This is a genomic window from Variovorax sp. GW822-FHT04A09, assembly GCF_058801005.1.
The window spans coordinates 562,757-588,555 of sequence record NZ_JBXAMV010000004.1; the positions used below are offsets into that span (position 1 = coordinate 562,757).

Annotated in this window: 26 protein-coding genes; 19 read left to right on the plus strand and 7 right to left on the minus strand. The window is 68.8% G+C overall.

What is annotated here, in order from left to right; translation table 11 throughout:
* Window positions 1–30 precede the first annotated feature (30 nt).
* The 4 genes from AC1RLW_RS22755 to AC1RLW_RS22770 are packed head-to-tail and all read left to right on the plus strand — an operon-like array spanning window position 31 to window position 2,392.
* On the plus strand, window positions 31–795 hold the full coding sequence (locus AC1RLW_RS22755; RefSeq protein WP_062473884.1) for a Crp/Fnr family transcriptional regulator: 765 nt from the start codon (window positions 31–33) through the stop codon (window positions 793–795).
* Window positions 796–806: 11 nt separating this feature from the next.
* Window positions 807–1,286, plus strand: coding sequence for a hypothetical protein (locus AC1RLW_RS22760; protein WP_062473882.1), 480 nt, complete (start codon window positions 807–809; stop codon window positions 1,284–1,286).
* Window positions 1,287–1,344: 58 nt separating this feature from the next.
* Window positions 1,345–2,118: an SDR family NAD(P)-dependent oxidoreductase gene (locus AC1RLW_RS22765; protein ID WP_493195197.1), complete on the plus strand. Its 774-nt coding sequence runs from the start codon at window positions 1,345–1,347 to the stop codon at window positions 2,116–2,118.
* Window positions 2,119–2,134: 16 nt separating this feature from the next.
* Window positions 2,135–2,392 (plus strand): hypothetical protein, encoded by a 258-nt coding sequence (locus AC1RLW_RS22770; RefSeq protein ID WP_062473877.1) that lies wholly within the window; start codon window positions 2,135–2,137, stop codon window positions 2,390–2,392.
* A 112-nt stretch (window positions 2,393–2,504) separates the two neighbouring features.
* Here AC1RLW_RS22770 and AC1RLW_RS22775 read toward each other — a convergent pair whose 3' ends face one another.
* Window positions 2,505–3,494 (minus strand): Bug family tripartite tricarboxylate transporter substrate binding protein, encoded by a 990-nt coding sequence (locus AC1RLW_RS22775; protein ID WP_487847488.1) that lies wholly within the window; start codon window positions 3,492–3,494, stop codon window positions 2,505–2,507.
* Window positions 3,495–3,739: 245 nt separating this feature from the next.
* Here AC1RLW_RS22775 and AC1RLW_RS22780 point away from each other — a divergent pair, with 245 nt between their 5' ends.
* Complete coding sequence (locus tag AC1RLW_RS22780) at window positions 3,740–4,117, plus strand: VOC family protein (protein WP_493195200.1); 378 nt, start codon at window positions 3,740–3,742, stop codon at window positions 4,115–4,117.
* Window positions 4,118–4,222: 105 nt separating this feature from the next.
* Entirely contained in the window at window positions 4,223–6,808 is a 2,586-nt protein-coding gene (locus tag AC1RLW_RS22785; protein WP_493195201.1) for a hypothetical protein, read from the plus strand.
* A 49-nt stretch (window positions 6,809–6,857) separates the two neighbouring features.
* On the opposite strand, the gene AC1RLW_RS22790 is transcribed toward AC1RLW_RS22785, so the two are convergent.
* From AC1RLW_RS22790 to AC1RLW_RS22810, 5 genes are read right to left on the minus strand one after another with little or no spacing between them, the layout of a single operon-like run.
* Window positions 6,858–7,439 carry a superoxide dismutase gene (locus AC1RLW_RS22790; RefSeq protein WP_487847486.1) on the minus strand — a complete coding sequence of 194 codons (582 nt, stop codon included), beginning with the start codon at window positions 7,437–7,439 and terminating at the stop codon, window positions 6,858–6,860.
* Between the two features lie 46 nt (window positions 7,440–7,485).
* On the minus strand, window positions 7,486–8,151 hold the full coding sequence (locus tag AC1RLW_RS22795; RefSeq protein ID WP_492686917.1) for a helix-turn-helix transcriptional regulator: 666 nt from the start codon (window positions 8,149–8,151) through the stop codon (window positions 7,486–7,488).
* A 36-nt stretch (window positions 8,152–8,187) separates the two neighbouring features.
* Window positions 8,188–9,627 (minus strand): efflux transporter outer membrane subunit, encoded by a 1,440-nt coding sequence (locus tag AC1RLW_RS22800; protein ID WP_493195204.1) that lies wholly within the window; start codon window positions 9,625–9,627, stop codon window positions 8,188–8,190.
* A 12-nt stretch (window positions 9,628–9,639) separates the two neighbouring features.
* Window positions 9,640–12,738, minus strand: coding sequence for a MexW/MexI family multidrug efflux RND transporter permease subunit (locus tag AC1RLW_RS22805; protein WP_492686919.1), 3,099 nt, complete (start codon window positions 12,736–12,738; stop codon window positions 9,640–9,642).
* Window positions 12,735–13,841 carry an efflux RND transporter periplasmic adaptor subunit gene (locus AC1RLW_RS22810; RefSeq protein WP_369630538.1) on the minus strand — a complete coding sequence of 369 codons (1,107 nt, stop codon included), beginning with the start codon at window positions 13,839–13,841 and terminating at the stop codon, window positions 12,735–12,737. The genes AC1RLW_RS22805 and AC1RLW_RS22810 overlap by 4 nt, the downstream gene beginning before the upstream one ends.
* 287 nt (window positions 13,842–14,128) lie before the next feature.
* Here AC1RLW_RS22810 and AC1RLW_RS22815 point away from each other — a divergent pair, with 287 nt between their 5' ends.
* Entirely contained in the window at window positions 14,129–14,455 is a 327-nt protein-coding gene (locus AC1RLW_RS22815; RefSeq protein ID WP_062473861.1) for an ArsR/SmtB family transcription factor, read from the plus strand.
* 37 nt (window positions 14,456–14,492) lie between these two features.
* Here AC1RLW_RS22815 and AC1RLW_RS22820 read toward each other — a convergent pair whose 3' ends face one another.
* Entirely contained in the window at window positions 14,493–14,906 is a 414-nt protein-coding gene (locus tag AC1RLW_RS22820) for a DsrE family protein (RefSeq protein WP_493195207.1), read from the minus strand.
* Window positions 14,907–15,017: 111 nt separating this feature from the next.
* Here AC1RLW_RS22820 and AC1RLW_RS22825 point away from each other — a divergent pair, with 111 nt between their 5' ends.
* From AC1RLW_RS22825 to AC1RLW_RS22880, 12 genes are all read left to right on the plus strand, one after another.
* A complete protein-coding gene (locus AC1RLW_RS22825) occupies window positions 15,018–15,977 on the plus strand; it encodes an MBL fold metallo-hydrolase (RefSeq protein WP_492737231.1) in 960 nt (319 codons plus the stop codon).
* Window positions 15,974–16,456, plus strand: coding sequence for a thioredoxin fold domain-containing protein (locus AC1RLW_RS22830; RefSeq protein WP_493195209.1), 483 nt, complete (start codon window positions 15,974–15,976; stop codon window positions 16,454–16,456). Before AC1RLW_RS22825 ends, AC1RLW_RS22830 begins: the two co-directional genes overlap by 4 nt.
* A 144-nt stretch (window positions 16,457–16,600) precedes the next feature.
* Window positions 16,601–16,918 carry a c-type cytochrome gene (locus tag AC1RLW_RS22835; RefSeq protein ID WP_062473853.1) on the plus strand — a complete coding sequence of 106 codons (318 nt, stop codon included), beginning with the start codon at window positions 16,601–16,603 and terminating at the stop codon, window positions 16,916–16,918.
* Window positions 16,919–16,937: 19 nt separating this feature from the next.
* Window positions 16,938–18,302, plus strand: a complete 1,365-nt coding sequence (soxC, locus tag AC1RLW_RS22840; RefSeq protein ID WP_095747119.1) for a sulfite dehydrogenase — start codon at window positions 16,938–16,940, stop codon at window positions 18,300–18,302.
* Window positions 18,286–19,335, plus strand: coding sequence for a c-type cytochrome (locus tag AC1RLW_RS22845; RefSeq protein WP_493195210.1), 1,050 nt, complete (start codon window positions 18,286–18,288; stop codon window positions 19,333–19,335). Before soxC ends, AC1RLW_RS22845 begins: the two co-directional genes overlap by 17 nt.
* 19 nt (window positions 19,336–19,354) lie before the next feature.
* Window positions 19,355–19,813 (plus strand): thiosulfate oxidation carrier protein SoxY, encoded by a 459-nt coding sequence (gene soxY / locus AC1RLW_RS22850; protein WP_056576806.1) that lies wholly within the window; start codon window positions 19,355–19,357, stop codon window positions 19,811–19,813.
* Window positions 19,814–19,858: 45 nt separating this feature from the next.
* The gene (gene soxZ / locus AC1RLW_RS22855; protein WP_172438442.1) at window positions 19,859–20,170 is read left to right on the plus strand and encodes a thiosulfate oxidation carrier complex protein SoxZ; all 312 of its coding nucleotides are present in this window, start codon (window positions 19,859–19,861) and stop codon (window positions 20,168–20,170) included.
* 67 nt (window positions 20,171–20,237) lie between these two features.
* Window positions 20,238–21,041 (plus strand): sulfur oxidation c-type cytochrome SoxA, encoded by an 804-nt coding sequence (gene soxA / locus AC1RLW_RS22860; RefSeq protein ID WP_062473848.1) that lies wholly within the window; start codon window positions 20,238–20,240, stop codon window positions 21,039–21,041.
* 13 nt (window positions 21,042–21,054) lie between these two features.
* Entirely contained in the window at window positions 21,055–21,708 is a 654-nt protein-coding gene (soxX, locus tag AC1RLW_RS22865; protein WP_493195212.1) for a sulfur oxidation c-type cytochrome SoxX, read from the plus strand.
* A gap of 19 nt (window positions 21,709–21,727) precedes the next feature.
* The gene (gene soxB, locus AC1RLW_RS22870) at window positions 21,728–23,452 is read left to right on the plus strand and encodes a thiosulfohydrolase SoxB (RefSeq protein ID WP_095747115.1); all 1,725 of its coding nucleotides are present in this window, start codon (window positions 21,728–21,730) and stop codon (window positions 23,450–23,452) included.
* 43 nt (window positions 23,453–23,495) lie between these two features.
* The gene (locus AC1RLW_RS22875) at window positions 23,496–24,611 is read left to right on the plus strand and encodes a YeeE/YedE family protein (protein WP_493195214.1); all 1,116 of its coding nucleotides are present in this window, start codon (window positions 23,496–23,498) and stop codon (window positions 24,609–24,611) included.
* 184 nt (window positions 24,612–24,795) lie between these two features.
* Window positions 24,796–25,791: a DUF3829 domain-containing protein gene (locus AC1RLW_RS22880; protein ID WP_493195216.1), complete on the plus strand. Its 996-nt coding sequence runs from the start codon at window positions 24,796–24,798 to the stop codon at window positions 25,789–25,791.
* Window positions 25,792–25,799 lie beyond the last annotated feature (8 nt).

Genomic DNA, 25,799 nt, shown 5'->3' on the forward strand with positions numbered 1-25,799 from the left:
CCTAGGGACACTACTCCCCGGAGTTTCCCGATGCCTCCTGGCAACCTCAACCCACAGAACGTGCTCGGCGGTTCCATCAAGGACCGCGTGCGCCCCGCCAATGCCGCTGAACTCGACGGCATTCCGTGGCTGCCCACGCTCACGCCCGCCGAGCGCCGCCGCGCCGAGGCCACGCTCGTGGTGGGCGAGGCCGAGCCCGGCGACCTGGTGTGCCGCGTCGGGCGTTCGCCCACCTACTGGTTCGGCGTGGTCGAGGGGTTGCTGAAGATGAGCAACGACAACGCCGACGGCGGCTCGGTCACCTACACCGGCGTGCCGCCCGGCGGCTGGTTCGGCGAGGGCACGGTGATGAAGCGCGAGCCTTACCGCTACAACATCCAGGCGCTGCGCCGCAGCCTCGTGGCGGGGCTGCCGATCGAGAGCTTCCACTGGCTGCTGGACCACTCCATCGGCTTCAACCGCTTCGTGATGAACCAGCTCAACGAGCGGCTGGGCCAGTTCATCGCGGCGCTGGAGATCGACCGCCTCAACAACCCCGACGCGCGCGTGGCGCGCAACCTGGTGTCGCTGTTCAACCCGGTGCTGTACCCCGGCGTGGGCGAGGTCTTGCGCATCACGCAGCAGGAACTGGCGTACCTTGTCGGCCTGTCGCGCCAGCGCGTGAACGAGGCGCTCAATGCGCTGTCGGCGCAGGGGCTGATCCGCGTGGAGTACGGTGGCCTGCGCGTGCTCGACCTGCCGGGCCTGCGCGCCACCGCGATGTCCAGCCGCAAGAACAACAGCACCTCGAACTGAAAGAAAAAAACATGGCCCTCTCCGACCACCTGCAGATCGTGCCCGCCGACGCACAGGCGAGCTTTCTTCCGCCGCAGCAGCAACAGGCCACGCAGGCCCGCAACGAGGAAGACGACGGCCCGACGCTCGAAGAAGCCATCGACCGCGCCGAGGCCTTGGGCGAACAGATCGACGCGCTCAACGAGATCCTGGCGCGACCGCTCAAGGACATCCTGGCCGACCGCGAGAAGTCGGAAGAGGCCGCGCTGGCCTGGGACCGCTTCGGCGCGATGTGGATGCTGTCGCAGCGCGCCATGCGCCGCGTCGCGCTCGACCTGGCGGCGCAGCTCGGCGTGAGCGAGGAAGAGGTCGTGGCCCGCGCCATGGCGAACGCCAACGCGGTGCTCAACGGCGCGGACGAGGTCGACCTCGGCGGCTCCATCGCACCCGCGCAGCTGCAGCACATCGCCCGCCACCGCAACTTCCTGCGCGCCCAGTTCCGTACCGGCTGACGCGCGCGGCCTTTCGATATCCCTTAGCCTTGCGGCCTTCTCCTGCTCCCACACCACCATGACCACCTCCGCCTCTTCCCACCTCACCGTCATCACCGGCGCCTCGCGCGGCCTGGGCCGTGCCATGGCCGAACAGCTGCTGCAGGCCGGCCACACGGTGCTCGGCATCGCGCGCAAGCCCTCGCCCGAACTGGCCGAAGCCCCCAAGGCGACCGGCGCTGAACTGATGCAATGGGAGCAGGACCTGTCCGACCCGGTGGCCGCCGCGGCGCGCCTGTCGGACTGGCTGCGCACGCTGGACGGCCAGCGCTTCGACAGCGTCACGCTCATCAACAACGCCGGCACCGTCGGCAACCCCGCGCCGCTGTCGCGCGCCGTGCCGGCCGAGCTGGCGCAGGCGCTGCGCATCGGCCTCGAGGCGCCGATGCTGCTCACGGCCGCTTTCCTGGGCGGCACGCGCGAATGGCGCGGCGCGCGCAAGGTGCTGAACATCTCGTCGGGCCTGGGCCGCAACGCCCTGGGCAGCCAGGCGCCGTACTGCGCGGCCAAGGCCGGCATGGACCATTTCTCGCGCGCCGTGGCGCTCGAAGAGGTGCATGCGCCGAACGGCGCGCGCATCGTGTCGTTGGCGCCCGGCATCATCGACACCGACATGCAGGTGCAGCTGCGCGGCGCTTCGGCCGAACAGTTCCCGGACCGCACGCGCTTCGTGAGCATGAAGGAAGAAGGCCGGCTCGACAGCCCCCAGAGCGCGGCGACCAAGGTGCTCGCCTACCTGGCGCGCGCGGACTTCGGCAGCAACCCCGTGGCCGACGTGCGCGACCCGGCCTGAACGCGGCGACAGCATCATGGCCACCGCAAAGTCCATCGACACCGTCGAATACAAGCTCTTCCCGTCGCCGAGGAACGTGCACCGCATCGTCTTCGAGCACCAGGTGTTCGTGCCGTACCCGTACGCGCTGATCGTGATGGACGAGTTCTATTTCAAGGGCCGCTACAGCCTGTTCTCGGCCTGCCGCATGAGCGACGGCAAGATGGGGCAGGTGGCGACGTTCGAGGACGCGGCGGACGTGGAGATCTTCAACGCGAAGTTCGTGCCTGATTGAGCTCGCCCCCAGGCTTCGCGCACTTCGTGTCGCTTCGCCAACCCCCTGCCGGGGGCAACACCAGCGGCCCGGCAAAGCCGGTTCCGCGGTGTTCCTGGTATGAAAACCCCTCTTACTCGATCGTCGCGCCCGAGGCCTGCACGATCCCCTTCCACTTCTCGTAGTCGGTCTTCAGCAGCGCGGCGAACTGCTCCGGCGTCATGCTCTGCGGCTCCGCGCCCTGGGCAATGATGGCCGCCTTCATTTCAGGCGTGGCCAGCAGCTTGTTGACTGCCGCATTCAGCGTGGTGACGATGTCCTTGGGCGTGCCGGCCGGCACGAAGACGCCGTACCAGGTGCTCACGTCGAAGTCCTTGTAGCCCAGCTCGGCCACGGTGGGCGTGTCGGGCAGCGAGGTGCTGCGCTTGGCGGAGGTGACGGCCAGCGGGCGCAGCTTGCCGGCCTTGATCTGCGCCATGGCCGAAGGCACCGACGACACCATCAGGTCGACGTTGCCCGCGAGCACGTCCATCATGGCCGCGTTGGAGCCCTTGTAGGGCACGTGGCGCATCTTGATCTTGGCGGCGCCGTTGAAGATCTCGCCGGCCAGGTGGATGGTGGTGCCGTTGCCCGGCGAGCCGTAGGTGATGGTGTCGGGCGCGGCGCGCGCGGCCTTCACCACGTCGTCCAGCGTCTTGAACTTCGAATTGGCCTGCGTGACGATCACCACGGGCGTGTAGGCCACGTGGGCCACGGCCGTGAGGTCCTTCACCGGGTTGTAGCTCAGGCTCTTGTAGAGCCAGGGCGCGACGACCATGTTGTCCTTCTGGCCCATCACGATGTCGTAGCCCGTGGGCGTGGCGCGCGCGGCCTCGGCGATGCCGATGGTGCCGCCGGCGCCCGCGCGGTTGTCGGGCACCACGGTCCAGTGGTTGGCCTCGGTGAGCTTCTGCGCGACCAGGCGCGCCAGGATGTCGGTGCCGCCGCCGGGCGGGAAGGGCACGACCATGCGGATGGGCTTGGCGGGGTAGGCGGCGGTCTGGGCGTGGGCCGGGGCGGTGGCCGCCACGGCGGTGAAGGCCAGCGCGAAGGCCAGCGGACGGAGGAAGTTCGATGGGGTCATGGGGGGCATTGTCTCGTTCTGGGGGCAGGGGGGATGCAGTCTGCCGGAAGTGCCGGCGCAGGGTTTTCGCGGTTCGCGATGGCCCTCGTCTCGGCTGGCGGGGGCAGAACGCGGGGCGGTGCGTACTTTCGGACGCCTTGACACCGCCCATCGCGCGTCGAATACTCCACCAAATGGTTGAGTATTTCTGGCTCGCCCGGCGCTCGGCGGCTTCCGGGCGCCCTTCCTCTTTGCGGGAGGCACCCATGCTCGGACACATCGATGCAGTGGCCAACCTGGCGGTGAAAGACCTCGCCGTGGCCCGACGCTTCTACGAAGACACGCTCGGCCTGGCGCAGGTCGATGCCGAAGGCGACGAGGTCATCGTCTACCGCAGCGGCAACACGCGGCTCAACGTCTACCGCTCGGCCTTCGCGGGCACCAACCAGGCCACGGCCGTGACCTGGTCGGTCGACGGCGACATCGAGCGCCTCGTGGCCGCGCTCAAGGCCAAGGGCGTGCGCTTCGAGCACTACGACATGCCCGACACCACGCTCGCGGGCGACATCCACGTCATGGGCGACATGAAGGTCGCGTGGTTCAAGGACCCGGACGGGAACATCCTGAACCTCATCAACGTCTGAGCAACCCCTGTCCATCCGGCATCCCCCGTTTGGGGGAAGCCAAGGGCGACGCGCTGCGGACAATTCCTCCTGCCATGCACCGGCCTGGCATGGAGGAGTTCCCACATGAGCGCACCGCCGCCCGAGCAGCCAACGCCTGAACCACCCGCGCGCCCCGAGCGCGTCGCGGTCATCGCCATCCACGGCGTGGCCGACCAGAAGGCCGGCGACACGGCCCGCGCCATCGCCTCGCTGATGCTCAACCACCCCGGCCCCGGCGCGACCTACCGCCAGGCCGACTGCGACAGCCACCTCCTGCCGGTGCCGCCGCTGACCTCGATGGTGCAGCAGCGCACGGGGCATCAGGACAAGACCGAGAAGGCCGCCACGGAAGGCGGCGCCGCGCAGAAGGCCTACGTGCCGCCCGTGCGCAAGGCGATGCGGCAGTCGAAGACCTCGGACTTCAGCGCCGACGACTGGATCTCGACCGCCGAGGCCGACGACGCGGGCGTGGTGCGCGCCGCCAAGGGACGCGGGCCGCTCACGCCGCGCGAGCTGAAGAAGAGCAACCCCGACATCGCCTTCAGCGACTACCTGCTGTTCAAGTCGCAGCGCGCCGAGCCCGACCACGAGGCCTACGAGGCCACGCGCGTGCGCATGACACGCGACGCCACCGATGCCCACGGGCAGCCGGTGCAGCAGCGCATCGACGTGCACGAGATGTACTGGGCCGACCTGTCGCGCCTGCCGGGTTCGGTGGCGCGCATCGTCGCCGAGCTTTTCACCATCGTGTTCCGCCTCTCGCAGCTGGGCCGCGACGCGGTGGACCGCGCCGCCGAGGCGGCTGGCGTGAACAGGAAGCCCAGGCCTCCGGGCGCGCGGCGCTGGGCCTGCCTGGCGAAGCTGCAGACCGCGCTCGACTGGGCCTTTGCCAACCTGCTGGCGAACCTCTTCCTGCAGCTGCTGCTGGTCGGGCTGGTGATCGCGGGGCTTGGCGGACTGGCGCGGGTCGAGCCCGCGCCCCATGCGTTGTCGCTCACCGAACTGCTGCGCCGGGTGCTGGCCGTGGCGGTGCCGGTGCTGGCGATCTGGTGGTACTGCTACCAGGCGCGCACTCAGGCTTCCTCGCGGATCGTGGTGGGCCTGTACGCGCTCTTGTCGGGCGGGTTCCTGTGGGCGTTGGTGCCCGCGCACTGGGTGGTCGGCGTGGCCTGGCTGGCGCTGCTCGCCGCGTTGGCCGACCGCGCTCTGCGCATCGCGCGCGACCGCTTTCCGGCGGCGCGCACCTGGGGGCTGGGGCTGATGGCGCTGACCGCGGCGGCGCTGCTGGTGCATGTGGCGATCGACGCCTCGGCCGCGGGCGCCACGGACGACCTGCGCCACTGGGTGCGCGCCGGCATGCGGGTGGTCGAGTACCTGCTGCTGGGCGTCGTGGCCTGGTGGGGCGTGGCCGGCGTGCTGCTCATCGCCTGGCTGCTCGCCGGGGAGACGGTGCCCGACCGCGGCGCCGCCGCGCGCGCCAGCATCGCCACGGGGCGGCTGGGGCTGTTCGTGTCGGTGGCGGCGTTCGTGGCGCTGTCGATGGTGTCGTGGGCCGTGCTGACGAACCTCGTGGAGCTCGGCGCGAAGGACGTCGACTACGCGCCGTTCTGGTTCGGCAAGGACGTCTACTGGGCCGACGGCGCGAACTTCCTGCACAGCCGCTACGAGAAGAGCACGCAGGCCTTCGCCTTGACGGCCGGCCTCACGCTGTCGCTGCTGGCCTACCTGGTGGCGGTGCTGGTGCCCAGCCTGTTTGCCGAGCTCAAGGTGGCCTTCGGCACCTCGCAGGGCCTGGGCCGCTGGCTCGGCGCGGGCTACCGGCGACTGGACCGCTTCGTCGCCGTGCTGACCAGCGCCAGCGTGGTGGTCGCCTTCGCGGTGGCGCTGTTGCTGGTGCTCAAGCAGTGCAACGTCTCGGTCGGCGGGTGGATCGACGATGCGGTGATCTGGGTGTCGGCGCTGTCGCAAAGCGGGCTCAAGCCGCTGATCTTCACCGCCGCCACGCTGGCCGCCTCCGTCTCGCTGCTCGGCGGCTTTCTCACGCGCACCGTGCCGGGCCTGCGCATGCCGCTCGACGTGGCGCTGGACGTCGACGGCCACTTCCGCGAGTTCCCGCGCCGCGCCATTCCGCGCGCGCGCATCTTCTCGCGCTACGTGTCGCTGCTGGAGCACGTGGCGGCGCAGGGCTACGACCGCATCGTGATCGTGGCCCACAGCCAGGGCACGGTGATCTCGACCGAGCTGCTGCGCTACCTGCAGTTCCGCGCGGCGCAGCAGGTCGATGCGCGGGTGACCGACCTCTGGGCGGCGCTCAACAGGAGCCGCCTCCTGCTGCTCACCGCCGGCTGCCCGCTGCGCCAGCTGTATGCGGCGCGCTTTCCGCACCTCTACGGCTGGGTGACGGCGGAAGACGCGAACGGCGGCGGGCCGAGCGCGGCCCAGGTCGGCGTGGCCCGCTGGGTCAACCTCTACACGGCGGGCGACTACGTGGGCCGCTGGCTCTGGGGCGAGGACGACAAGCCCTACGAGCAGGTGACGACGCCGCCGGCCTGGTGCGTCGCGGCCGAGCACGAGGCCTGCCTCGGCCTGGGCGCCCACACCCACTATTTCGACCTCGACCAGGCGCACGTGGCGCGCTGGATCGACTGGATGGTGACGGCGCGCCCATGAAAAAGCCGGCCCGCAGGCCGGCTTTTTCTTCATGCCGACAGCGCGGGCTTCAGCCGAAGTTCTTCGCCGCGAAGTCCCAGTTGGCCAGCTTGGCCAGGAAGGTCTCGACGAACTTCGGGCGCAGGTTGCGGTAGTCGATGTAGTACGCGTGCTCCCACACGTCCACCGTCAGCAGGGCGGTGTCGGCGGTGGTCAGCGGCGTGCCGGCGGCGCCGGTGTTCACGATGTCCACCGAACCGTCGGCCTTCTTCACCAGCCAGGTCCAGCCCGAGCCGAAGTTGCCCACGGCCGACTTCACGAAGGCTTCCTTGAAGGCGTCGTAGCTGCCCCACTTGGCGTCGATGGCCTTGGCCAGCGCGCCGGTCGGTGCGCCGCCGCCTTGGGGCTTCATGCAGTTCCAGAAGAAGGTGTGGTTCCAGATCTGCGCGGCGTTGTTGTAGATGCCGCCGCTGGACTTCTTGACGATCTCTTCGAGCGTCATCGCTTCGAACTCGGTGCCCTTTTGCAGGTTGTTCAGGTTCACCACGTAGGCGTTGTGGTGCTTGCCGTGGTGGAACTCGAGCGTTTCCTGCGAATACTCGGGGGCCAGAGCGTCGATGGCGTACGGCAGCGGGGGAAGGGTGTGTTCCATGGTGGAGTCTTTCTTTCTAGTTGGTGAATAAAAACAAGAGGATGGATCAGGCGCGGGCCTTGGGCACGATGCGGTAGGCACAGCGCCGCGCGCCCGCAAGCACGTGCTCGACACGGCTCACGTCGGCCTCGGGCCCCAGCACCTCGTCGAAGAGCTGCAGCTCGCTGCGGCAAAAGCCGGTGCAGGCCTGCGCCGCGGTGCAGATGGGGCAGTGGTTCTCGATGAAGAGAAAGCCGTCGCCCTCGGCCCGGTACTCGGCCATGTAGCCCTCGCGGCTGCGGATGTCCGCCAGCCGTTCGAGCCGCGTCTCGAGGTTGCGCGCGCCGCGCATGGCCTCGGTGTAGGTGGCGCGCATGGTGGCTTCGCGCGCGCCGATGAGCTGGTCCATGCCCTTCTCGCCGAACACGCTGATCACGGCGCTGATCATCTGCACCGTCATCTCGGCGTGCGTGTCGGGAAAGCGCTTGTGGCCCTCGCCGGTGAGCCGCCAGATCTGGGTCGGACGGCCGCGGCCGCTGGAGCGGCTCTCGGCGTCCACCAGCCCTTCGGTCTCGAGCTTGGACATCTGCTGGCGCACCGCCTCGACCGTCACGTGCAGCACCTTGGCGATGTCGGGGATGCCGAGCGCGCCACGGGTCTTCAGTGTGGAGAGGATGCGGTCTGCCGGCTGGTGCGGCATCCAGGTGGGCTTGGTGGCATCGGGGGCGGACATGGCAGCTTCGGTCGTGGGAGGAAAACAGCGTCATTGTCAGGTGGTTGGGCCTCCCCTCGCATCCGTGGGCGCTTGCCACCCCCCGCCGAGCGCCTTGTACAGCGCCACGAGGCTGGTGAAAGAAGCCGTTTCAGCCTCGGCTACGGCATCCTGCGCGCGCAGCAGGGTGCGCTGCGCGTCGAGCACGCTCAGGTAGGGCGCGGCGCCTTCGCGGTAGCGCACTTCGGCCAGTTCGGCGGCGCGGCCGCTGCGGGCGGAGGCCTCCAGCAGCCGCTGCAGGCGCAACTGGTTCTGGCCGTAGCCGGTGAGGGCGCTTTCGACGTCCTCGATGGCGCGCAGCACGGTCTGTTCGTAGACGGCGCGCTCGCCCTCGGCACGGGCCTCGGCGCCGCGCAGGCGGGCCTTGACCGAGCCCAGCCGCAACGCAGGCCAGCTCACGCCGGGCGTGACGCTGAAGGCGCGGCTCGACGAACTGCCCAGGTCGGCCCCCCGCAGTGCGATGAAGCCCAGGAAGCCGCCGATGTCGACACGCGGGTAGAGCTCGGCCGTGGCCGCGCCCACGTCGGCGGTGCTGGCGGCCAGGCCGCGCTCGGCGCGCAGCACGTCGGGGCGGCGGCGCAGCAGTTCGCCCAGGTCGCCGATGGGCAGGCGCTTGTCGAGCACGCGCAGCGGGTGCGGCTGCAGCATCGGCGTCAGCTCGGCCGGGCGCAGGCCCGCCAGCACGGCGACGCGGTGGGCGGCCTGGCGGCGCGTGGTCTCGAGCGCGGGCAGCTGGCTCTCGGTGCTGGCCAGGTTGGCCTGCGCGCTCGCCAGGTCGCCTTCAAGGCCGCGCCCGGTGCGCACCTGCGCCTCGGTCACGCGCAGGCTCTGGCGCAGGCTGTCGAGGGTGCGCTGCGTCACGGCCAGGCGCTGCTCGGCGCCGCGCATCTCGTAGTAGTTGCGCGCCAGTTCGGCCACGGCCACGATGCGCACCTGTTCGAGGTCGGCCGCGCTGGCCTGGGCGCGCGCGGTGGCGGCTTCGTCCAGCCGTTGCAGGCGGCCGAAGAGGTCGATCTCCCAGCCGGCGTCGAAGCCGGCGCGGCTGCTTTGGGCCAGCGTGCGCGCATCGGCCGGCACGCCGTTGCCTTGCGCGATGCTGCGCGTCTTGCTGGCGCCCAGCGTCACCACGGGCAGGCGGTCGAGCTCGGCCTCGGTCTGCATCGCACGCGCTTCCAGCAGCCGCGCGTGGGCGATGCGGATGTCGTGGTTGCCGGCCAGCGCGCGTTCGATGAGCGCGTCGAGCTGCGGGTCGTCGAGCTGGCGCCACCAGTCGCGCTGCACCGCGTCGGGCGCGAACAGCGCGCGCTCGGGGGCGGCGATGGCCACCGGCGCATCGTTCGGCGCGGCGTACTTCGGCCCGACCGCGCAACCCGCCAGCACCAGCAGGCTGAGGGCGAACGGCGCGGCGTAGGAGAAAAGTCTTGTCGTCATGGTCATGCTCCCGGTGTCTCAGACGGTGTCGCCGGCAGGCTCGCGCGCCACGAGCGCCTCGAGTTCGGCGGCGCGCTGCGAGCGGCCCACCGTGCGGTGGTCGCGCGCCAGCAGCGTGTACATGGTGGGCAGCACGAACAGCGTGAACAGCGTGCCCACCAGCATGCCGACCACGATCACCAGGCCGATGCTGAAGCGGCTGTTGGCGCCCGCACCGCTGGCGAACAGCAGCGGCACCAGGCCCACCACCATCGCGGCCGTGGTCATCAAAATCGGGCGCAGCCGGATGCGCGCGGCCTGCTCGATGGCGGCGCGGCGCTCCAGGTTCAGGCGCTCCTGGATCTCGTTGGCAAACTCCACCATCAGGATGCCGTGCTTGCTGATGAGCCCGATGAGCGTCACCAGTCCGATCTGCGTGTAGATGTTGATGGTGGCAAAGCCCAGCGCCAGCGGCACCAGCGCGCCGCAGATCGACATCGGCACGCTGACCAGGATGATCAGCGGGTCGCGCAGGCTCTCGTACTGCGCGGCCAGCACCAGGTAGATCACCACGATCGCGAACACGAAGGCCATCACCAGGGCAGAGCCTTCCTGCGTGAACTGGCGCGCGTCCGACTGCCAGTCGTAGCTGAAGCCGGCCGGCAGCTTCTTGGCCTCTTCGCTGAGGAACGCCACGGCGTCGCCCATGGTCACGCCCGGCATCGGAATGGCCTGGAAGGTCGCGGCGTTGAGCTGGTTGAACTGCGTGAGCTTGTTGGGCCCCACGCTGGTCGACAGCTGCACCAGGTTGGCCAGCGGCACAGGCTGGCCGCTCGCGCTCTTCACGAAGTAGCGCGCGAGCGCCTCGGCCGTGAGCCGCTGATCGCGCGGCGACTGCGGAATCACGTCGTACGAGCGCCCGTCCATGCCGAAGCGGTTGACGTAGTTCTCGCCCACCAGCACGGCCAGCGTGTCGCCGATGGCCTTCATGGTCACGCCCATGCTGTTGGCCTTGGCGCGGTCCACGCGCACCTCGGTCACGGGGTTGTTGAACTCCAGGTCGCTGTCGACCACGGCGAACTTGCCGCTCTCGCGCGCCGCCTTCTTCAGCGTTTCCATCGCCTCGAACACGCTGCGATGGTCGCCCGCGCTGCGGATCACCATCTGCACCGGAAGCCCGCCGGTCGAACCGGGAAGCGACGGCAGCTGAAAGGCGAACACGCTGCTGCCCTCGACCTCGTTCATGCCGCCCTGCACGTCGCCCTGGATCTGGTCGGCGTTGCGCTGGCGAGCGTTCCAGTCGGACAGCTGCACGCCGCCGATGCTGTTGGAGACGCCGTCCGAGCCGTTGATGAGCCAGCGGCCGGTGTTCTCGGGCAGCTTGGCCAGCACCTCGTCCCACTTCTGGCCGAACTTCTCGACGTAGTCGATGTTGGCGTGCTGCGGCGACTTGATGACGGTCATCACCATCGCCTGGTCTTCGCCGGGCGCCAGTTCGCGCTGCGCCGCGTTGTACAGAAAGGGCAGGCTCACGAGCACGGCCGCCGCCAGCAGGCCCGTGACCCAGCGGTGGTGCAGCGACACGTCGAGCAGCCGTCCGTAGGCCGTGGCCAGCTTGTGGAAGAAGGCTTCGGCATAGCGCGCCATGCGGCCCGCCGTGGCATCTTGCGGCAGCAGGAACGAGCTCATCACCGGTGACAGCGTGAGCGCGATCACGCCCGACACCACCACCGCGCCCGCCAGCGTGAAGGCGAACTCCTTGAACAGCGACCCCGTGAGCCCGCCCATGAGGCCGATGGGCGCGTACACCGCGGCCAGCGTGAGCGTCATCGCGATCACCGGGCCGGCCACTTCGCGTGCGCCGATCAGCGCGGCCTGCACGCGCGACTTGCCTTCCTCGATGTGGCGGTGCACGTTCTCCACCACCACGATGGCGTCGTCCACCACCAGGCCGATGGCCAGCACCATCGCCAGCAGCGTGAGCAGGTTGATGCTGAAGCCGAACAGCAGCATCAGTGCCGCCGCGCCCAGCATCGACAGCGGAATCGTCACCACCGGAATGAGCACCGCGCGCAGCGAGCCCAGGCACAGGAAGATCACCAGCACCACGATGGCGATGGCTTCGAGCAGCGTCTTCTGCACCTCGTCGATCGAGGCCTCGATGAAGCGCGCGAGTTCGAAGGGCAGCTGCACCTCCACGCCCGGCGGCAGGTTCTGCTTGATGCCGGGCAGCAGGTCGCGGATGCGCTTCACGATCACCAGCGGGTTGCCGTTGGGCGCGGCCTGCAGGCCGAGGTAGATGGCCTTGTCGCCGTCCATCGTGGCGCTGCTGTCGGCGCTCGCCGCGCCGAGTTCCACCGTGGCCACGTCGCCCAGCCGCACGATGGCATCGCCGTCGCGCTTGATGACCATGTCGCGGAACTCCGCCACGTTCACCAGGTCGGTGTTCACGCGGATGTTCGACACCACGTACAGGCCCTTCACCTGCCCGGGTGCGGCCTGCACGTTGTTCTGGCGCAGCGCGTCGGCCAGCTCGCCGGCCGAGATGCCGCGCGCGGCCATGCGGTTGGCGTCCAGCCACACGCGCATCGCGAGCGTCTGCCCGCCCGACACCTCGACGCCCGAGACGCCCTCGATCGACGCGAACTGCGGCTGCACCACGCGCGAGAGGTAGTCGGTGAGCTGCGGCACGGGCATCGTCTTGCTCGAGAAGCCCACGTAGGCGACGGCCGTGGCCTCGCCCGACGACTTGAGGATCACCGGGTCGAAGGCCTCGGCCGGCAGCCGGTACTTCACCTGGCTGACCTGCGCCATGGCCTGCGTGAGCGCCTGGTTGGCGTCGGCGTTGAGCTTCATGCGCACGCTGATCACGCTGCGGCCCAGCGTGGACGACGACGAGAGGTAGTCGACGTTCTCGATCGTCGCCACCGCCTGCGCGATGGGCTGCGTGACGAAGCCCTGCATCAGCTCCGGCGAGGCGCCGGGGTACTGCGTGGTGATGGTGAGCGTGGTGCTCTCGGTGAGCGGGTACTGGCGCACCGGCAGGTCGCCCAGCGCACGCGCGCCGAGCAGCAGGATGAGCGTGCTCACCACCAGCGCCAGCACGGGCCGGCGCACGAAGAGGTCGGTGAACTTCATGACTTCGCGTCCTGCAGGGCCAGCGTGTCCTTCGCGGCCGGGGCCACGGCGGCGCCGTTGTACAGGCGCAGCTGGCCCGAGGTGACGACCTGTTCGCCGGCCTTCAGGCCCTGCTCGACGACGACCAGGCCGTCTTGCCGCTCGCCGGTCTTCACGAACACCTGCTGCACCGAGAAGCCGTCGCCCTTGTCGCCGGCGCGCACCACGAACACCGAGTCGCCGTGCGTGCTGTAGGTGATGGCGGTTTCAGGCACCGCGATGGCGTCGGCGCGCGCGGGCAGCGCCACCTTGGCGTTGACGTACATGCCGGGCGTGAGCGCGCCGTCGGCGTTGTCGACCGTGGCCTGCAGCCGCACGGTGCGCGTGTCGCTGCCGATCATCGGCTCGATGGCGCTGAGCTTGGCGGGGAACACGCGGCCCGGGTAGGCGTCGACCGCGAGCGCCACCGCCTGATTGCGCCGCAGCGCCGGCAGCGCGTTCTCGGGCAGCGTGAGGTTGGCGAACAGCGTGCGCGCATCGGTGAGCGACACCAGCGCATCGCCGGCGCGCACGAACTGGCCGAGGTTGACCTTGCGGATGCCCAGCACGCCGTCGAACGGCGCCCGGATGTGCTTCTGCTCGATGAGCGCCTGCACGCGCCGCAACTCGCCGCTGGCCTGGTCGAAGGCGGCCTGCGCCTGCTCCATCTGCTCCTGCGTGGCGGCCTGCTGCGGCAGCAGGCGGCGCGTGCGCTCGAGCAGGGCCCTGGCATTGGCCTGCTGGGCGCGCAAGCGTTCGAGGTCGCCCTGCTCGGGCGCATCGTTCAGCTGCACCAGCAACTGGCCGGCGCGCACCTGCGCGCCCGGCGTGAACAGGATCTTCGCGACCCGTCCCTCCACCTCGGCCGGCACCTCGACCTGCCGGTTGGCCTCCAGCGTGCCGATGCCGCCGAGAAAGCGCGCCATCTCGGTCTGCCGCGCGGGGGCCACCGCCACCTTGGCCGGCGGCATGGCGCCGCCCTGTGCATGGGCCGGCTGGAATTTCGCCACGAGCCCGTAGCCCGCCGCGCCCAGCACCGCGACCGTGAGACCGGCGCCGAGCCAGGTCCTGGATTGTTTGTTCATACGCAACCTGCTTTTTTATCAAAGAAAGTGCTTTGATTATTAGATCGCGTCCGAACGCTGTCGAGAAAGACGTGGCAATGGCCCCGATAGGGCAGGGCTATCTTTGGCGTCGCGTGCATGGTGGGTGCTCCGGGTGGTTGCGCGGGGACATCCCCGCACCCCGAAGACGGGCAGCGCGTCGCTTTTGTGACGCGGCGGCCGCGTGCAATCGCCGTACGGCCGCCGGGACATCGCTCGCGCCGCCAAGGGCCGATGTACATTGCGACCTGCGCATGAACCTATTCAGCATGGCCACCAAACCCCGTAAGAAGTCCGCGGCTGTCACCGAGGACGAGGTCTTCGACATGGCCGCCGACCTGTTCCGGGCCATGGCTGCGCCCATGCGGCTGAAGATCGTGAGCCTGCTGTGCAACGGCGAGAAGAACGTGAGCGAGCTGCTCGCGCAGATCGACACCACGCAGCCCAACATGTCGCAGCACCTGAACACGCTCTACCAGGCGGGCGTGCTCGCCCGACGCCGCGACGGCGTGAGCATCTACTACAGCATCGCGAACGAGACCGTGGTGGCGCTGTGCCGCAGCATCTGCGTGCAGATCGCCATCGAACAGGAATAAGAAGAGAAGAAGGCCGGCGTCAGCCGGCTTCTGCGCCTCAGGGCTTCAGGTAGACGTAGCCTTCCTTCGCCTGCAGCCGCGCCACCTCGGCCACGCCCGAGGGCACCACCTTGGTTTCCATCAGCAGCTTGCCCGCGTCGATGTTGCGCGTGGTGAGCGTGTTGTTGCACACCTTGAACTCCACGCCGCGTCCGGCCAATGCGCTCACCGGGCCGCTGAACTCGCGGCCCTTGCTGTCCTTGGCGTCGCTCAGCAGGAAGTCGATGCCGGGGCCGTGCGTGACCACGACGATCTTCGCCTTCGGGTCCGCGTTCAGGTGGTTCGTGATGTTCGCGAGGATGGCGGCGCTGCTCTCCACGCCGGTATTGACGTGGTAGACCACCTTGGTCTCCTGCGCGCCCGCGAACGTGGCGACCATGGCGAGCAGGAAAGCGATGAATGCGTGTCTCATGGGGAAACCCTCTGGCTGTTGTCGTTGCCCGCAAAATATCATCTTCTGCTTATATTTACAGCCGGGCAAGCCCGCGGCCCTCGCCGCCCAGCCCGCAGGAGACGACCCACGATGTTCCCGTGCCGGCCCACCGCCGTTCGCGCGAAGGCGCTGCTGATGTGCGCGGCGCTCTGGCTGAGCGCCAGTGCCGCGTTCGCCGCGCCCGAGATCCGCCCGCTGCCGGTGGCGCCCGACATCTACTACGTGCAGGGCATCCCCGCGCTGGGCTCGAAGGAGAACCAGAACTTCATCTCCAACGCCGGCTTCGTCGTCACGCGCGACAGCGTCGTGATGATCGACGCGCTCGGCTCGCCCGCCGTCGCCGAGCGCATGGTGGAGGAGATCCGCAAGCTCACGCCCAAGCCGATCAGCCACGTCATCCTCACGCACTACCACGCCGACCACATCTACGGCCTGCAGGTGTTCAAGGCGCTGGGCGCGCAGATCGTGGCGCACGCGCGGGGCAAGAGCTACCTCACGTCCGACACCGCGCGGCTGCGGCTCGAGGCCTCGCGCCAGGAGCTCGCACCGTGGATCGACGAGCGCACGCGGCTGGTGCCGGCCGACGTGTGGATCGACGGGCGCACCGAGCTCACCATCGGCGGCACGCGCTTCGTGATCCAGCCCGCCGGCCCTGCGCACACGCCTGAAGACCTCGCCATCTTTTTGCCGCAGCAGAAGGTGCTGTTCACCGGCGACATCGTGTTCCGCAACCGCACGCCCTACGTGGGCTCGGCCGACAGCCGGCACTGGATCACGTCGCTCGACGCGCTGCTCGCACTCGACGCGCGCACCATCGTGCCGGGCCACGGCCCCGCGTCGGACGACCCGGCGCAAGACCTGCGGCAGACGCGCGACTACCTCGTCTTCCTGCGCGGCGCGATGCAGAAGGCCGCCACCGAGATGACGCCCTTCGACGAGGCCTACGCCGCCACCGACTGGTCACGCTTCGAGGCCTGGCCACTGTTCAAGGTGGCCAACCGCATGAACGCCTACAACACCTACCTGCTGCTGGAGCAGGAGGCGCGATGAGCGGCGAGCGCACGCGCCGGCAGCTTCTCGCGGGCCTGACCGCGGGCCTGGCCGCGTGGTGCGTCGCGCCGGTGGCCGCGCATGCGGCCGATGTGCAGTTGCCCGCGCCTGCGTCGCTGGCCGGCGCGCTCGCCGCGGCGCTGGCCCGCGCGCAACCGCTGGTCGTCATGGCCAGCCTGCAAGGCTGTCCCTTCTGCAAGATCGTGCGCGAGCACTACCTCATGCCCGAACTCGCCGCGGGCCTGCCCGTGGTGCAGATCGACTTTCGCGACGCGCGCACCGTGCGCGACTTCGACGGCACCACGCGCACGCACGACGCGCTCATCAAGGCGTGGCACGTCAGCGTCGCGCCGACCGTGCTCTTCTTCGGCCGCAACGGCCGCGAGGTCGCCGAACGCCTGACCGGCGGCGACTCGGACTTCTACGGCGCCTACCTCGAAGCACGCCTGCAGCAAGCGCGCACCGCCGTCCGAAGCTGACGTTATGCATGGCGAAACCGAACGGGTTTCCCCCAAGAGCAAAGCCCTTCCCTTGTTCACGATCGTCCCTAAAATCAATACATAACGATTTACTTATTTAACGATGAAACCGGCCGCTTCGGGGCGCGTTTCGAGGAGACCGATTTGAAGTTGCTACTGCCGTCGCTCGCCGTCGCTGTCACCGCCTTGCTGCTGTCGACACCGGCCCTTGCCAACAAGGAACTGGCCCAGAAGAACGCCTGCCTCGCCTGCCACGCGGTCGACAAGAAGCTGGTCGGCCCGGCCTACCTCGACGTCGCGAAGAAGTACACCGGCCAGGCCGACGCGCTCGCCGCGCTCACCGCGAGCATCCAGAAGGGCAGCACCGGCAAGTGGGGCGCCGTGCCCATGCCCGCGCAGCCTGCGATGAGCGAGGCCGATGCCAAGGCGCTGGCCGCCTGGGTGTTGGGCGGCGCCAAGTAAGGCCCATGGACGCGACGCGATGAGCGGCAGCATCCAGCAGACCGGGCAGGTGCGAAAGGCACCCGAGAACTTTCTCGACGCGCAGGGCGTGCGCGCCGTCTTCGCCGAAGCCGGCAAGGGGCGGCGCGACTTCATCCGCAACGCTTTCGCCGCCGCCGTTGCAGGCACGGCGGCCACGTCGTCCGCGCTTGCGCAAACGCGCACCGCCGTGGGCGACGGTGACCCCGCGATATTGAACCTGCCCGCGCACAGCACGGGCCTCGGCCAGCCGGTCGTCACTGACGGCTACGGCAAGCCTTCCAAATACGAAGCCAACGTGCAGCGCCGCCAGAGCCCGGGGCTCACGCCGACCGCGCAGGCCTCGGTGTCGTTCGCGCCGCTGCAGTCGCTGTTCGGCATCGTCACGCCCAGCGGCCTGCACTTCGAGCGGCACCACCAGGGCTGGTGGGACATCGATCCGTCCAAGCACCGCCTGATGGTCAACGGCATGGTGAAGACGCCGAAGGTCTTCACGCTCGACGAGCTGATGCGGCTGCCCTCGGTGTCGCGCTTTCACTTCATCGAGTGCGGCGCCAACACTGGCATGGAGTGGGGCAACGTCGCCGTGCCCACGGCCCAGTACACGCACGGCATGCTGTCGTGCAGCGAGTTCACCGGCGTGCCGCTGATCACGCTGCTCGAGATGGCGGGCGCCGACCTGAAGGGCGAGCGCTTCGTGCTCGCCGAAGGGGCCGACGGTTCGTCGATGACGCGCACCATTCCCATGAGCCTCATCCGCTCCGGCGAGGTGCTCGTGGCCTACGGCCAGAACGGCGAGATGCTGCGGCCCGAGCAGGGCTACCCGCTGCGGCTCGTGGTGCCCGGCGTGCAGGGCGTGAGCTGGGTCAAGTACCTGCGCCGCATCGAACTCGGCGACCAGCCCTACGGCGCCAAGGACGAGACCGTGCACTACGTCGACCTCATGCCCGACGGCCAGCACCGCCAGTACACCAGCATCCAGGAATGCAAGAGCGTCGTGACCACGCCCTCGGGCGGGCAGATGCTGCTCGACAAGGGCTTCTACAACATCACCGGCCTCGCATGGTCGGGCCGCGGCAAGGTCAAGCGCGTGGACGTGAGCGTGGACGGCGGACGCAACTGGCGCACCGCGCGGCTCGAATCGCCCGTGCTCTCGAAGTGCCTCACGCGCTTCAACATCGACTGGGTGTGGGACGGCACGCCCGCCATCATCCAGAGCCGCGCGATGGACGACACCGGCTACGTGCAGCCCAGCTACAAGCAGTTGCGCGCGGTGCGCGGCACGCGTTCGATCTATCACAACAACGCCATCCAGTCGTGGCAGGTGCAGGCGAACGGGGAGGTGGCGAATGTCCAGCTTTCCTAAGCGCGCGCTGCTGTTGCTGGTCCTCGCTGGCAGCGCGGCTGCATGGGCACAGCCCAAGACGGCAGGCTACGCCGGCATCGGCCGCGACGCCACGCCCAAGGAAGTGGCCGCGTGGGACATCGACGTGCGCCCCGACTTCAAGGGCCTGCCGCCCGGCTCGGGCTCCGTCACGCGCGGGCAGGACCTGTGGGAAGGCAAGTGCGCCTCGTGCCACGGCGTGTTCGGCGAATCGAACCAGGTGTTCAGCCCCATCGTCGGCGGCACCACGGCCGAGGACATCAAGAGCGGCCACGTCGCGCGCCTGAAAGACCCGGCCTTCCCGGGCCGCACCACGCTGATGAAGGTTACGAGCCTGTCGACCGTGTGGGACTACGTGTACCGCGCCATGCCGTGGAACCAGCCCAAGTCGTTGACGCCCGACGACGTGTATGCCGTCACCGCCTACATGCTGAACCTCGGTGGCATCGTGCCCGACGACTTCACGCTGTCCGACAAGAACATCCGCGAGGTGCAGGCCCGCATGCCCAACCGCAACGGCGGCACCACCGCGCATGCGATGTGGCCCGGCAGCGAGTTCGGCCGCGCGACGAAGCCCGACGTGTCGACCGTGGCCTGCATGCGCGACTGCGTGCCGGCGGCGTCGTCCGTCGCGCAGTTGCCGCCGCATGCGCGCGGCAGCCACGGCAACCTCGCCGACCAGAACCGGCTGGTGGGCGCACAGCGCGGCATCGCCACTGCGGCGCCGGCTGCTGCTGCCATGAAGACCAGCGCACCGGCCGCGGCACCGAAGGTACCCGTCGCGCTGCTCGAGAAGAACAGCTGCACCGCCTGCCACGGCATGACGCAGAAGCTCGTCGGCCCCGCCTTCTCGGACATCGCGAAAAAGTACCCCGGCCAGACCGACCACCTGCTGCAGAAGATCAAGGCAGGCAGCACCGGTGTCTGGGGGGCGATCCCGATGCCGCCGCAGACCCTCGGCGACGATGATGCCAAGGCCATCGCACGCTGGCTCGCCGACAGCGCCGGACCATGATTCGACAGGAGACAACCCCATGAAAAACCGCAGACAGATGCTCACGCAGTCCGCCGCCCTCGCAGGCCTGGCAGCCACCGCCGGCTGGCTCCCCGCCACCGCCCTCGCGTATTCGAAAGACGCCTTCGACGCCAAGAGCGTGGCCGACGCGCTCAAGGCTGTCGGCGTCACCGGCGCGCCCACCGAGAGCAAGGACGTCACCATCACCGGCCCCGACATCGCCGAGAACGGCGCCGTGGTGCCGCTCAGCGTGGCCACCGCCTTGCCCGGCGTGAAGCAGCTCATGCTGCTGGTCGAGAAGAACCCCAACGCCGTGGTCGCGATCTTCAACACCTCGGAGTTCGTCGAGTCGAACTTCACCACGCGCGCCAAGCTGGGCCAGTCGTCCGACGTGTACGCGATCGCGGTCATGAACGACGGCAAGGCGCTCTTCGCCAAGAAGGAAGTCAAGGTCACGCTCGGCGGCTGCGGCGGCTGAGCGACGGCTTCACACACAGAACACGACGAGAAGAAGGAGACCACCATGGCAGATCCCATGCGCATCCGCGCCCAGGCCGCGGGCGACAAGACGACCGTGCGCATCCTCATGGCGCACGAAATGGAAACCGGCCAGCGCAAGGACGCCGCCGGCAAGACCATCCCCGCCTGGTTCATCCAGGAGGTCACGGCCTCGCTCAACGGCAAGACCGTGCTCACGGCCGACTGGGGCCCGGCAGTGTCGAAGAACCCCTTCATGCAGTTCACGCTGAAGGGCGCGAAGGCCGGCGACAAGATCGCCGTGACCTGGAAGGACAACCGCGGCGACACCCGCACCGACGAAGCCACCGTCAGCTGACGCTTTCTTCGCCCACGCGGGCGCTCGCTCGCGTGTTGTGTTCCCCACGAGAAAAAAAGGCGGCCCCATGAGGACAACCACATGCCTGAGCCTGCTGGTGCTGGCCGGCAGCATCGCACTGCCCGCCGCGGCGCAGAAGACCACGGCCGAAGGCATCGCCGAGTACCGCGCGCTGCTGCAGGACGGCAACCCCGCCGAACTGTTCGAGGCCAAGGGCGAAGACCTCTGGAAACAGAAGCGCGGACCCAAGGCCGCGTCGATGGAGAAGTGCGACCTCGGCAAGGGCCCGGGCGTGGTGAAGGGCGCGTTCGCCGAACTGCCGCGCTACTTTCCCGACACCGGCCGCGTGCAGGACATGGAGTCGCGCCTGCTCACCTGCATGGAAACCTTGCAGGGCTTCGACGCCGCCGCCATCGCCAAGACGCCGTTCGGCCAGGGCGAGCAGAAGAACCTCGAGGGGCTGGTGGCATGGATCTCGGCCGAATCGAAAGGCCTGCCGCTGAACCTGCCGCAGTCGCACGCCAGCGAACGCCGCGCCTACGAAGTGGGCAAGCGCCTGTTCTTCCTGCGCGCCGGCCCGCACGACTTTGCCTGCGCCACCTGCCACGGCGCCGACGGCAAGCGCATCCGTTTGCAAGACCTGCCCAACCTCACGAAGAACCCCGGCGCCGGCGAAGGCTTCGGCGCCTGGCCGGCGTACCGCGTGTCGTCCGGCGAACTGTGGGGCATGCAACGTCGGCTGAACGACTGCTTCCGCCAGCAGCGCTTTCCGTACCCGGGCTACGCCAGCGACGTGACCGTGGCACTGGCCGTGTACATGGGCGTCAACGGCAAGGGCGGCAAGACCACCGCACCGGCCATCAAGCGCTGAAGGAGCCACGCCCATGAAATCAGATCATTTCTTCGGCCTGGCCGCCGTGGCCTGCGCGCTCACCGTGTTCGGTTGCGCGTCCGTCGACAGCGCCGCCGAGCTCGACAAGCTCACCGCCGACGCGCTGCAGCGCTCCTTCCGCGACCAGGGCATCGCCAAGGTCGACCGCCTCGTGCAAGACCCGGCCAACCTCGCGTGCAGCGAAGCCGAGGCCAGCGGCAAGCCGCTGGACGAGCAGCGCACCAAGGAGATCGAGGCCGCCAACATGAAGACCGTGCGCTGGCCTTCCGATGGCAAGTTCGTCGGCGACTGGCGCGAGGGCGAGAAGATCGCGCAGAACGGCCGCGGCCTCACCTGGACCGACGCGGCCAACGCCGCCAACGGCGGCAATTGCTACAACTGCCACCAGATGTCGAAGGAAGAAATCTCCTTCGGCACGCTCGGCCCGAGCCTGTACCACTACGGCAAGCTGCGCGGCGTGAGCGACCCGGCCAGCGCTGCGTCCAAGCCCATCCTCGAATACACCTGGGGCAAGCTGTGGAACGCGCGCGCCTACAACGCCTGCTCGAACATGCCGCGCGTCGGCCATTCCGGCATCCTCAACGAGAAGCAGATCCGCGACGTGATGGGCTTGCTGCTCGACCCCCAGTCTCCCGTCAACCGCTGAACGCCCGGCTTCTTCCTTCATGAACCTTTCCAAGCGCGAGTTCGTCCAGATGCTCGGTGCCGGCGCTGTCGCCGGCCTGGGCCTGGGCCGCCACGGCAGCAGCATGGCCGCCGGCCTCGACGGCATGTACACCGTGCCGGCCTTCGGCAACGTGTCGATGCTGCACATGACCGACTGCCACGCGCAGCTCAAGCCGCTGTACTTCCGTGAACCGGGCGTCAACATCGGCGTGGGGAACATGCGCGGCAAGGTGCCGCACCTCGTGGGCGAGCACCTGCTGAAAGCTGCGGGCGTGAAGCCCGGCACGCGCATGGCGCACGCGCTCACCTACCTCGACTTCGACAAGGCCGCGCAGCGCTACGGCAAGGTCGGCGGCTTCGCGCACCTGGCCACGCTGGTCAAGCAGCTCAAGGCCAGCCGCCCGGGCGCGCTGCTGCTCGACGGCGGCGACACCTGGCAGGGCTCGGCCACCTCGCTGTGGACCGATGCGCAGGACATGGTCGACGCCTGCAAGCTGCTCGGCGTCGACGTGATGACCGGGCATTGGGAGTTCACCTACGGCATGGCGCGGGTGCAGCAGATCATCGAGAAAGACTTTGCCGGCAAGGTCGAGTTCGTCGCGCAGAACGTCAAGACCGCCGACTTCGGCGACCCGGTGTTCAAGCCCTACGTGATGCGCGAGATCAACGGCGTGCCCTGCGCCATCATCGGCCAGGCCTTCCCCTACACGCCCATCGCCAACCCGCGCTACATGGTGGCCGACTGGACCTTCGGCATCCAGGATGACAACCTGCAGCGCGTGGTGAACGAGGCGCGCGGCAAGGGCGCGCAGGTGGTGGTGGTGCTGTCGCACAACGGCATGGACGTCGACCTGAAGATGGCCAGCCGCGTCACCGGCATCGACGCCATCCTGGGCGGCCACACGCACGACGGCACGCCCATGCCCACGCTCGTGAGCAACGCGGGCGGCAAGACCATCGTGGTCAACGGCGGCTCCAACGGCAAGTTCCTCGGCGTGATCGACTTCGACGTCAAGGGCAAGAAGGTGAGCGACTTCCGCTACCGCCTGCTGCCCGTGTTCTCCGACCTGATTCCGGCCGACAAGGAGATGGATGCGCTCATCACCCGCGTGCGCGCGCCCTACGAAGCCAAGCTGTCCGAAACCCTTGCGCACACCGACGGCGCGTTGTACCGGCGCGGCAACTTCAACGGCACCGGCGACCAGCTGCTGCTCGACGCGCTCATGGAAGTGCAGGACGCACCCATCGCCTTCTCGCCCGGCTTCCGCTGGGGCACCTCGCTGCTGCCCGGCCAGGCGATCACGCGCGAGTGGCTGATGGACATGACGGCCACCACGTACTCGTACGCGACGGTGACGCAGATGACCGGCGAGACGCTCAAGACCGTGCTCGAAGACGTCTGCGACAACCTCTTCAACCCCGACCCCTACTACCAGCAGGGCGGCGACATGGTGCGCGTGGGCGGGCTGCAATACACCTGCGACCCGACCGCCGCCATGGGCCAGCGCATCCAGGACATGCGCCTGGGCGGCAAGCCCATCGACGCCAATCGCAGCTACAAGGTCGCGGGCTGGGCGCCCGTGAGCGAAGAGGCGCGCACCGCCGGCAACAAGCCGGTGTGGGAAGTCATCGAGCCGTGGCTGAAGTCGCGCAAGGTGGTGACCACGCGCCGGCTCGACGAACCCGTGCTGAAGAACATCGCGCCGAACCCCGGACTGGCCTGAATTGAGCCTCCGCGCGCGCGAGGGCGCTCCCTAGAATCGGGGCATGTCCATCGCGCAGCTTTCCCTTCTCACCACGCTCGCGCTCGTGGCGGCCTTCGTGCTGTCGGCGGTGTTCGGCGCCGTCGCGCGCGCCACGCGCTTTTGCACCATGGGCGCGATCAGCGACGTGGTGGCGCTCGGCGACTGGACCCGCGTGAAGCAATGGGCCGCGGCCGGCGGCGTCGCGCTCATCGGCTTCTCGGCGCTCGTGTCCGCGGGGCTCGTCGATGCCGACCGCACCCTGTATGCCTCGCACCAGATCCTCTGGCTCGCCGCGCTGGTTGGCGGCCTGCTGTTCGGCGTGGGCATGGTGCTGTCCTCGGGCTGCGGCAACAAGACGCTGGTGCGCCTGGGCGGCGGCAACCTCAAGGCGCTGGTGGTGCTGGTGCTCATGGGCGTGTCGGCCTTTGCCACGCTGAAGGGCATCACCGCGGTGCTGCGCGTCGCGACCGTCGACGCGGTGCACATCGACCTGGCGATGAATGCGTCGCTGCCCGATGTGCTGGCCGCGTCTTTCCAACTGAACGCATCGTCGCTGCGCCTCGCGCTCGGCCTGGTGCTCGGCGGCGCGTTGCTCGTGTGGGCCGCATGGGGCCGCGAGACGCGCGACGTGCGCAGTCTCGTCGGCGGCATGCTGATCGGCGCACTGGTCGTCGGTGCGTGGTGGCTCAGCGGCCACTGGGCGGTGGTCGAGGAGCATCCGCTCACGCTCGAGCACGTGTTCCTCGCCACCAACTCCGGCCGCGCCGAGGCGCTGAGCTTCGTCACGCCAGTGGCCTATGCGCTCGACTGGCTCATGTTCTACAGCGATGCCAACAAGCGCCTCACGCTGGGCATCGTGTCGGTGGCCGGCGTGGTGGCGGGCGCGGCGCTGCATGCGCTGTGGTCGCGCGAATTCCGCTGGGAAGGCTTCGCCGGCACCGGCGACCTCGCGCACCACGCGACGGGTGCGGTGCTCATGGGCATCGGCGGCGTCACGGCCATGGGCTGCACCATCGGGCAGGGCCTGAGCGCGTTGTCGACACTGAGCATCGCGAGCCTGCCGGCCATCGCGGGCATCGTGATCGGTGCGGTGGTAAGCCTGAAGTACCAAGCCTGGCAGCTCGAACGCACGCTCTGATTTTTCAGGGCGTGCCTTGAAGCGAATCCTCACAATTTAGTTCGGTGCGCGGGGCGTTTTTCGCGCGTTCGCGACGATCGGGCGCGGTGGCGCTGGCTATCATTTTCCGTACCTGATGCCGCTGCGAACGATGGCCTTCATCGACGGGCGCGGCACCGAACAACCACAACCGAGGGAGAGCGCCATGACTGCGCACAACAACCGATCGGCGCGCACGCGCCTGTTTGCCTTGAGCCTTTGCTTCTGTGCCGTGCTCGCGGCCTGCAAGGAAGACAACAAGCCGACGCCGGCGGCAGCCTCGCCATCGCCGTCCGCATCGGGCAAGACCCAGCCCGCCAAGGACCCGGCCCGCGTGCAGGCCGCGGCCCGCACCACCTACAGCCAGGGCTACAACCGGCTCATCGACGACAACCGCAGCGTGGGTGCCAAGTACAAGAGCTACGTGCAGATGAACGTGAACGGCAAGTCGCCGAGCGGGAACTCGTTCTATGGCAGCCCTTCCGATGTGCAGTCCATCGTGGACGACCTGAAGAAGGCACGCGCCGACGGTTCGGGCGACGCGGCGCTCGACGCGGCCGTCGACGGCGTGGTGGTCACGGGCGAGAAGCTCGTCGCCGTCTGGACGCCGATGGACCCGTACTACCGGTCCAAGAGCTTTCTCGAAGACAAGTGGGTCAAGGGCCGCGCGGCCGACGCCGACATGAACGCCGCCTTCAAGGGCCTGCTGGCCAGCATCGACACGCTGGGCGGCGAGCTGGACCGCGTGCAGGAGGCGTCGCGCACCGAACGCATGGCCAAGCTCAAGGCCGAGGGCGACATGCTCAACTACCACACGCTGGCCTCGATGGCGGTGGCCAAGAAGTTCGTCAACGGCCTCGACCAGATCGACGGCCTGAAGAACAAGAACGCCGTCGCCAAGGTCGATGCGGCGGCCAGCGAGTTGCAGGCTTCGCTGGAAGAACTCTCCAAGGCGCTGGAAGAAGCCAAGGCCGCAGCCAAGGCCAAGGGGGACGCAGGCAAGGCGCCCAACTACAACTACGAGTCGCTGCACGGCAGCCTGCTGAACATGATCGGCCAATGGCGCACGTTCAAGGACAGCAAGTTCCCGTCGACGTACAAGAACATCGTGAGCTACTACAACTCCGCCGTGGGTTCGTACAACCGCGGCTTCGGCCGCTGACCCGGGCC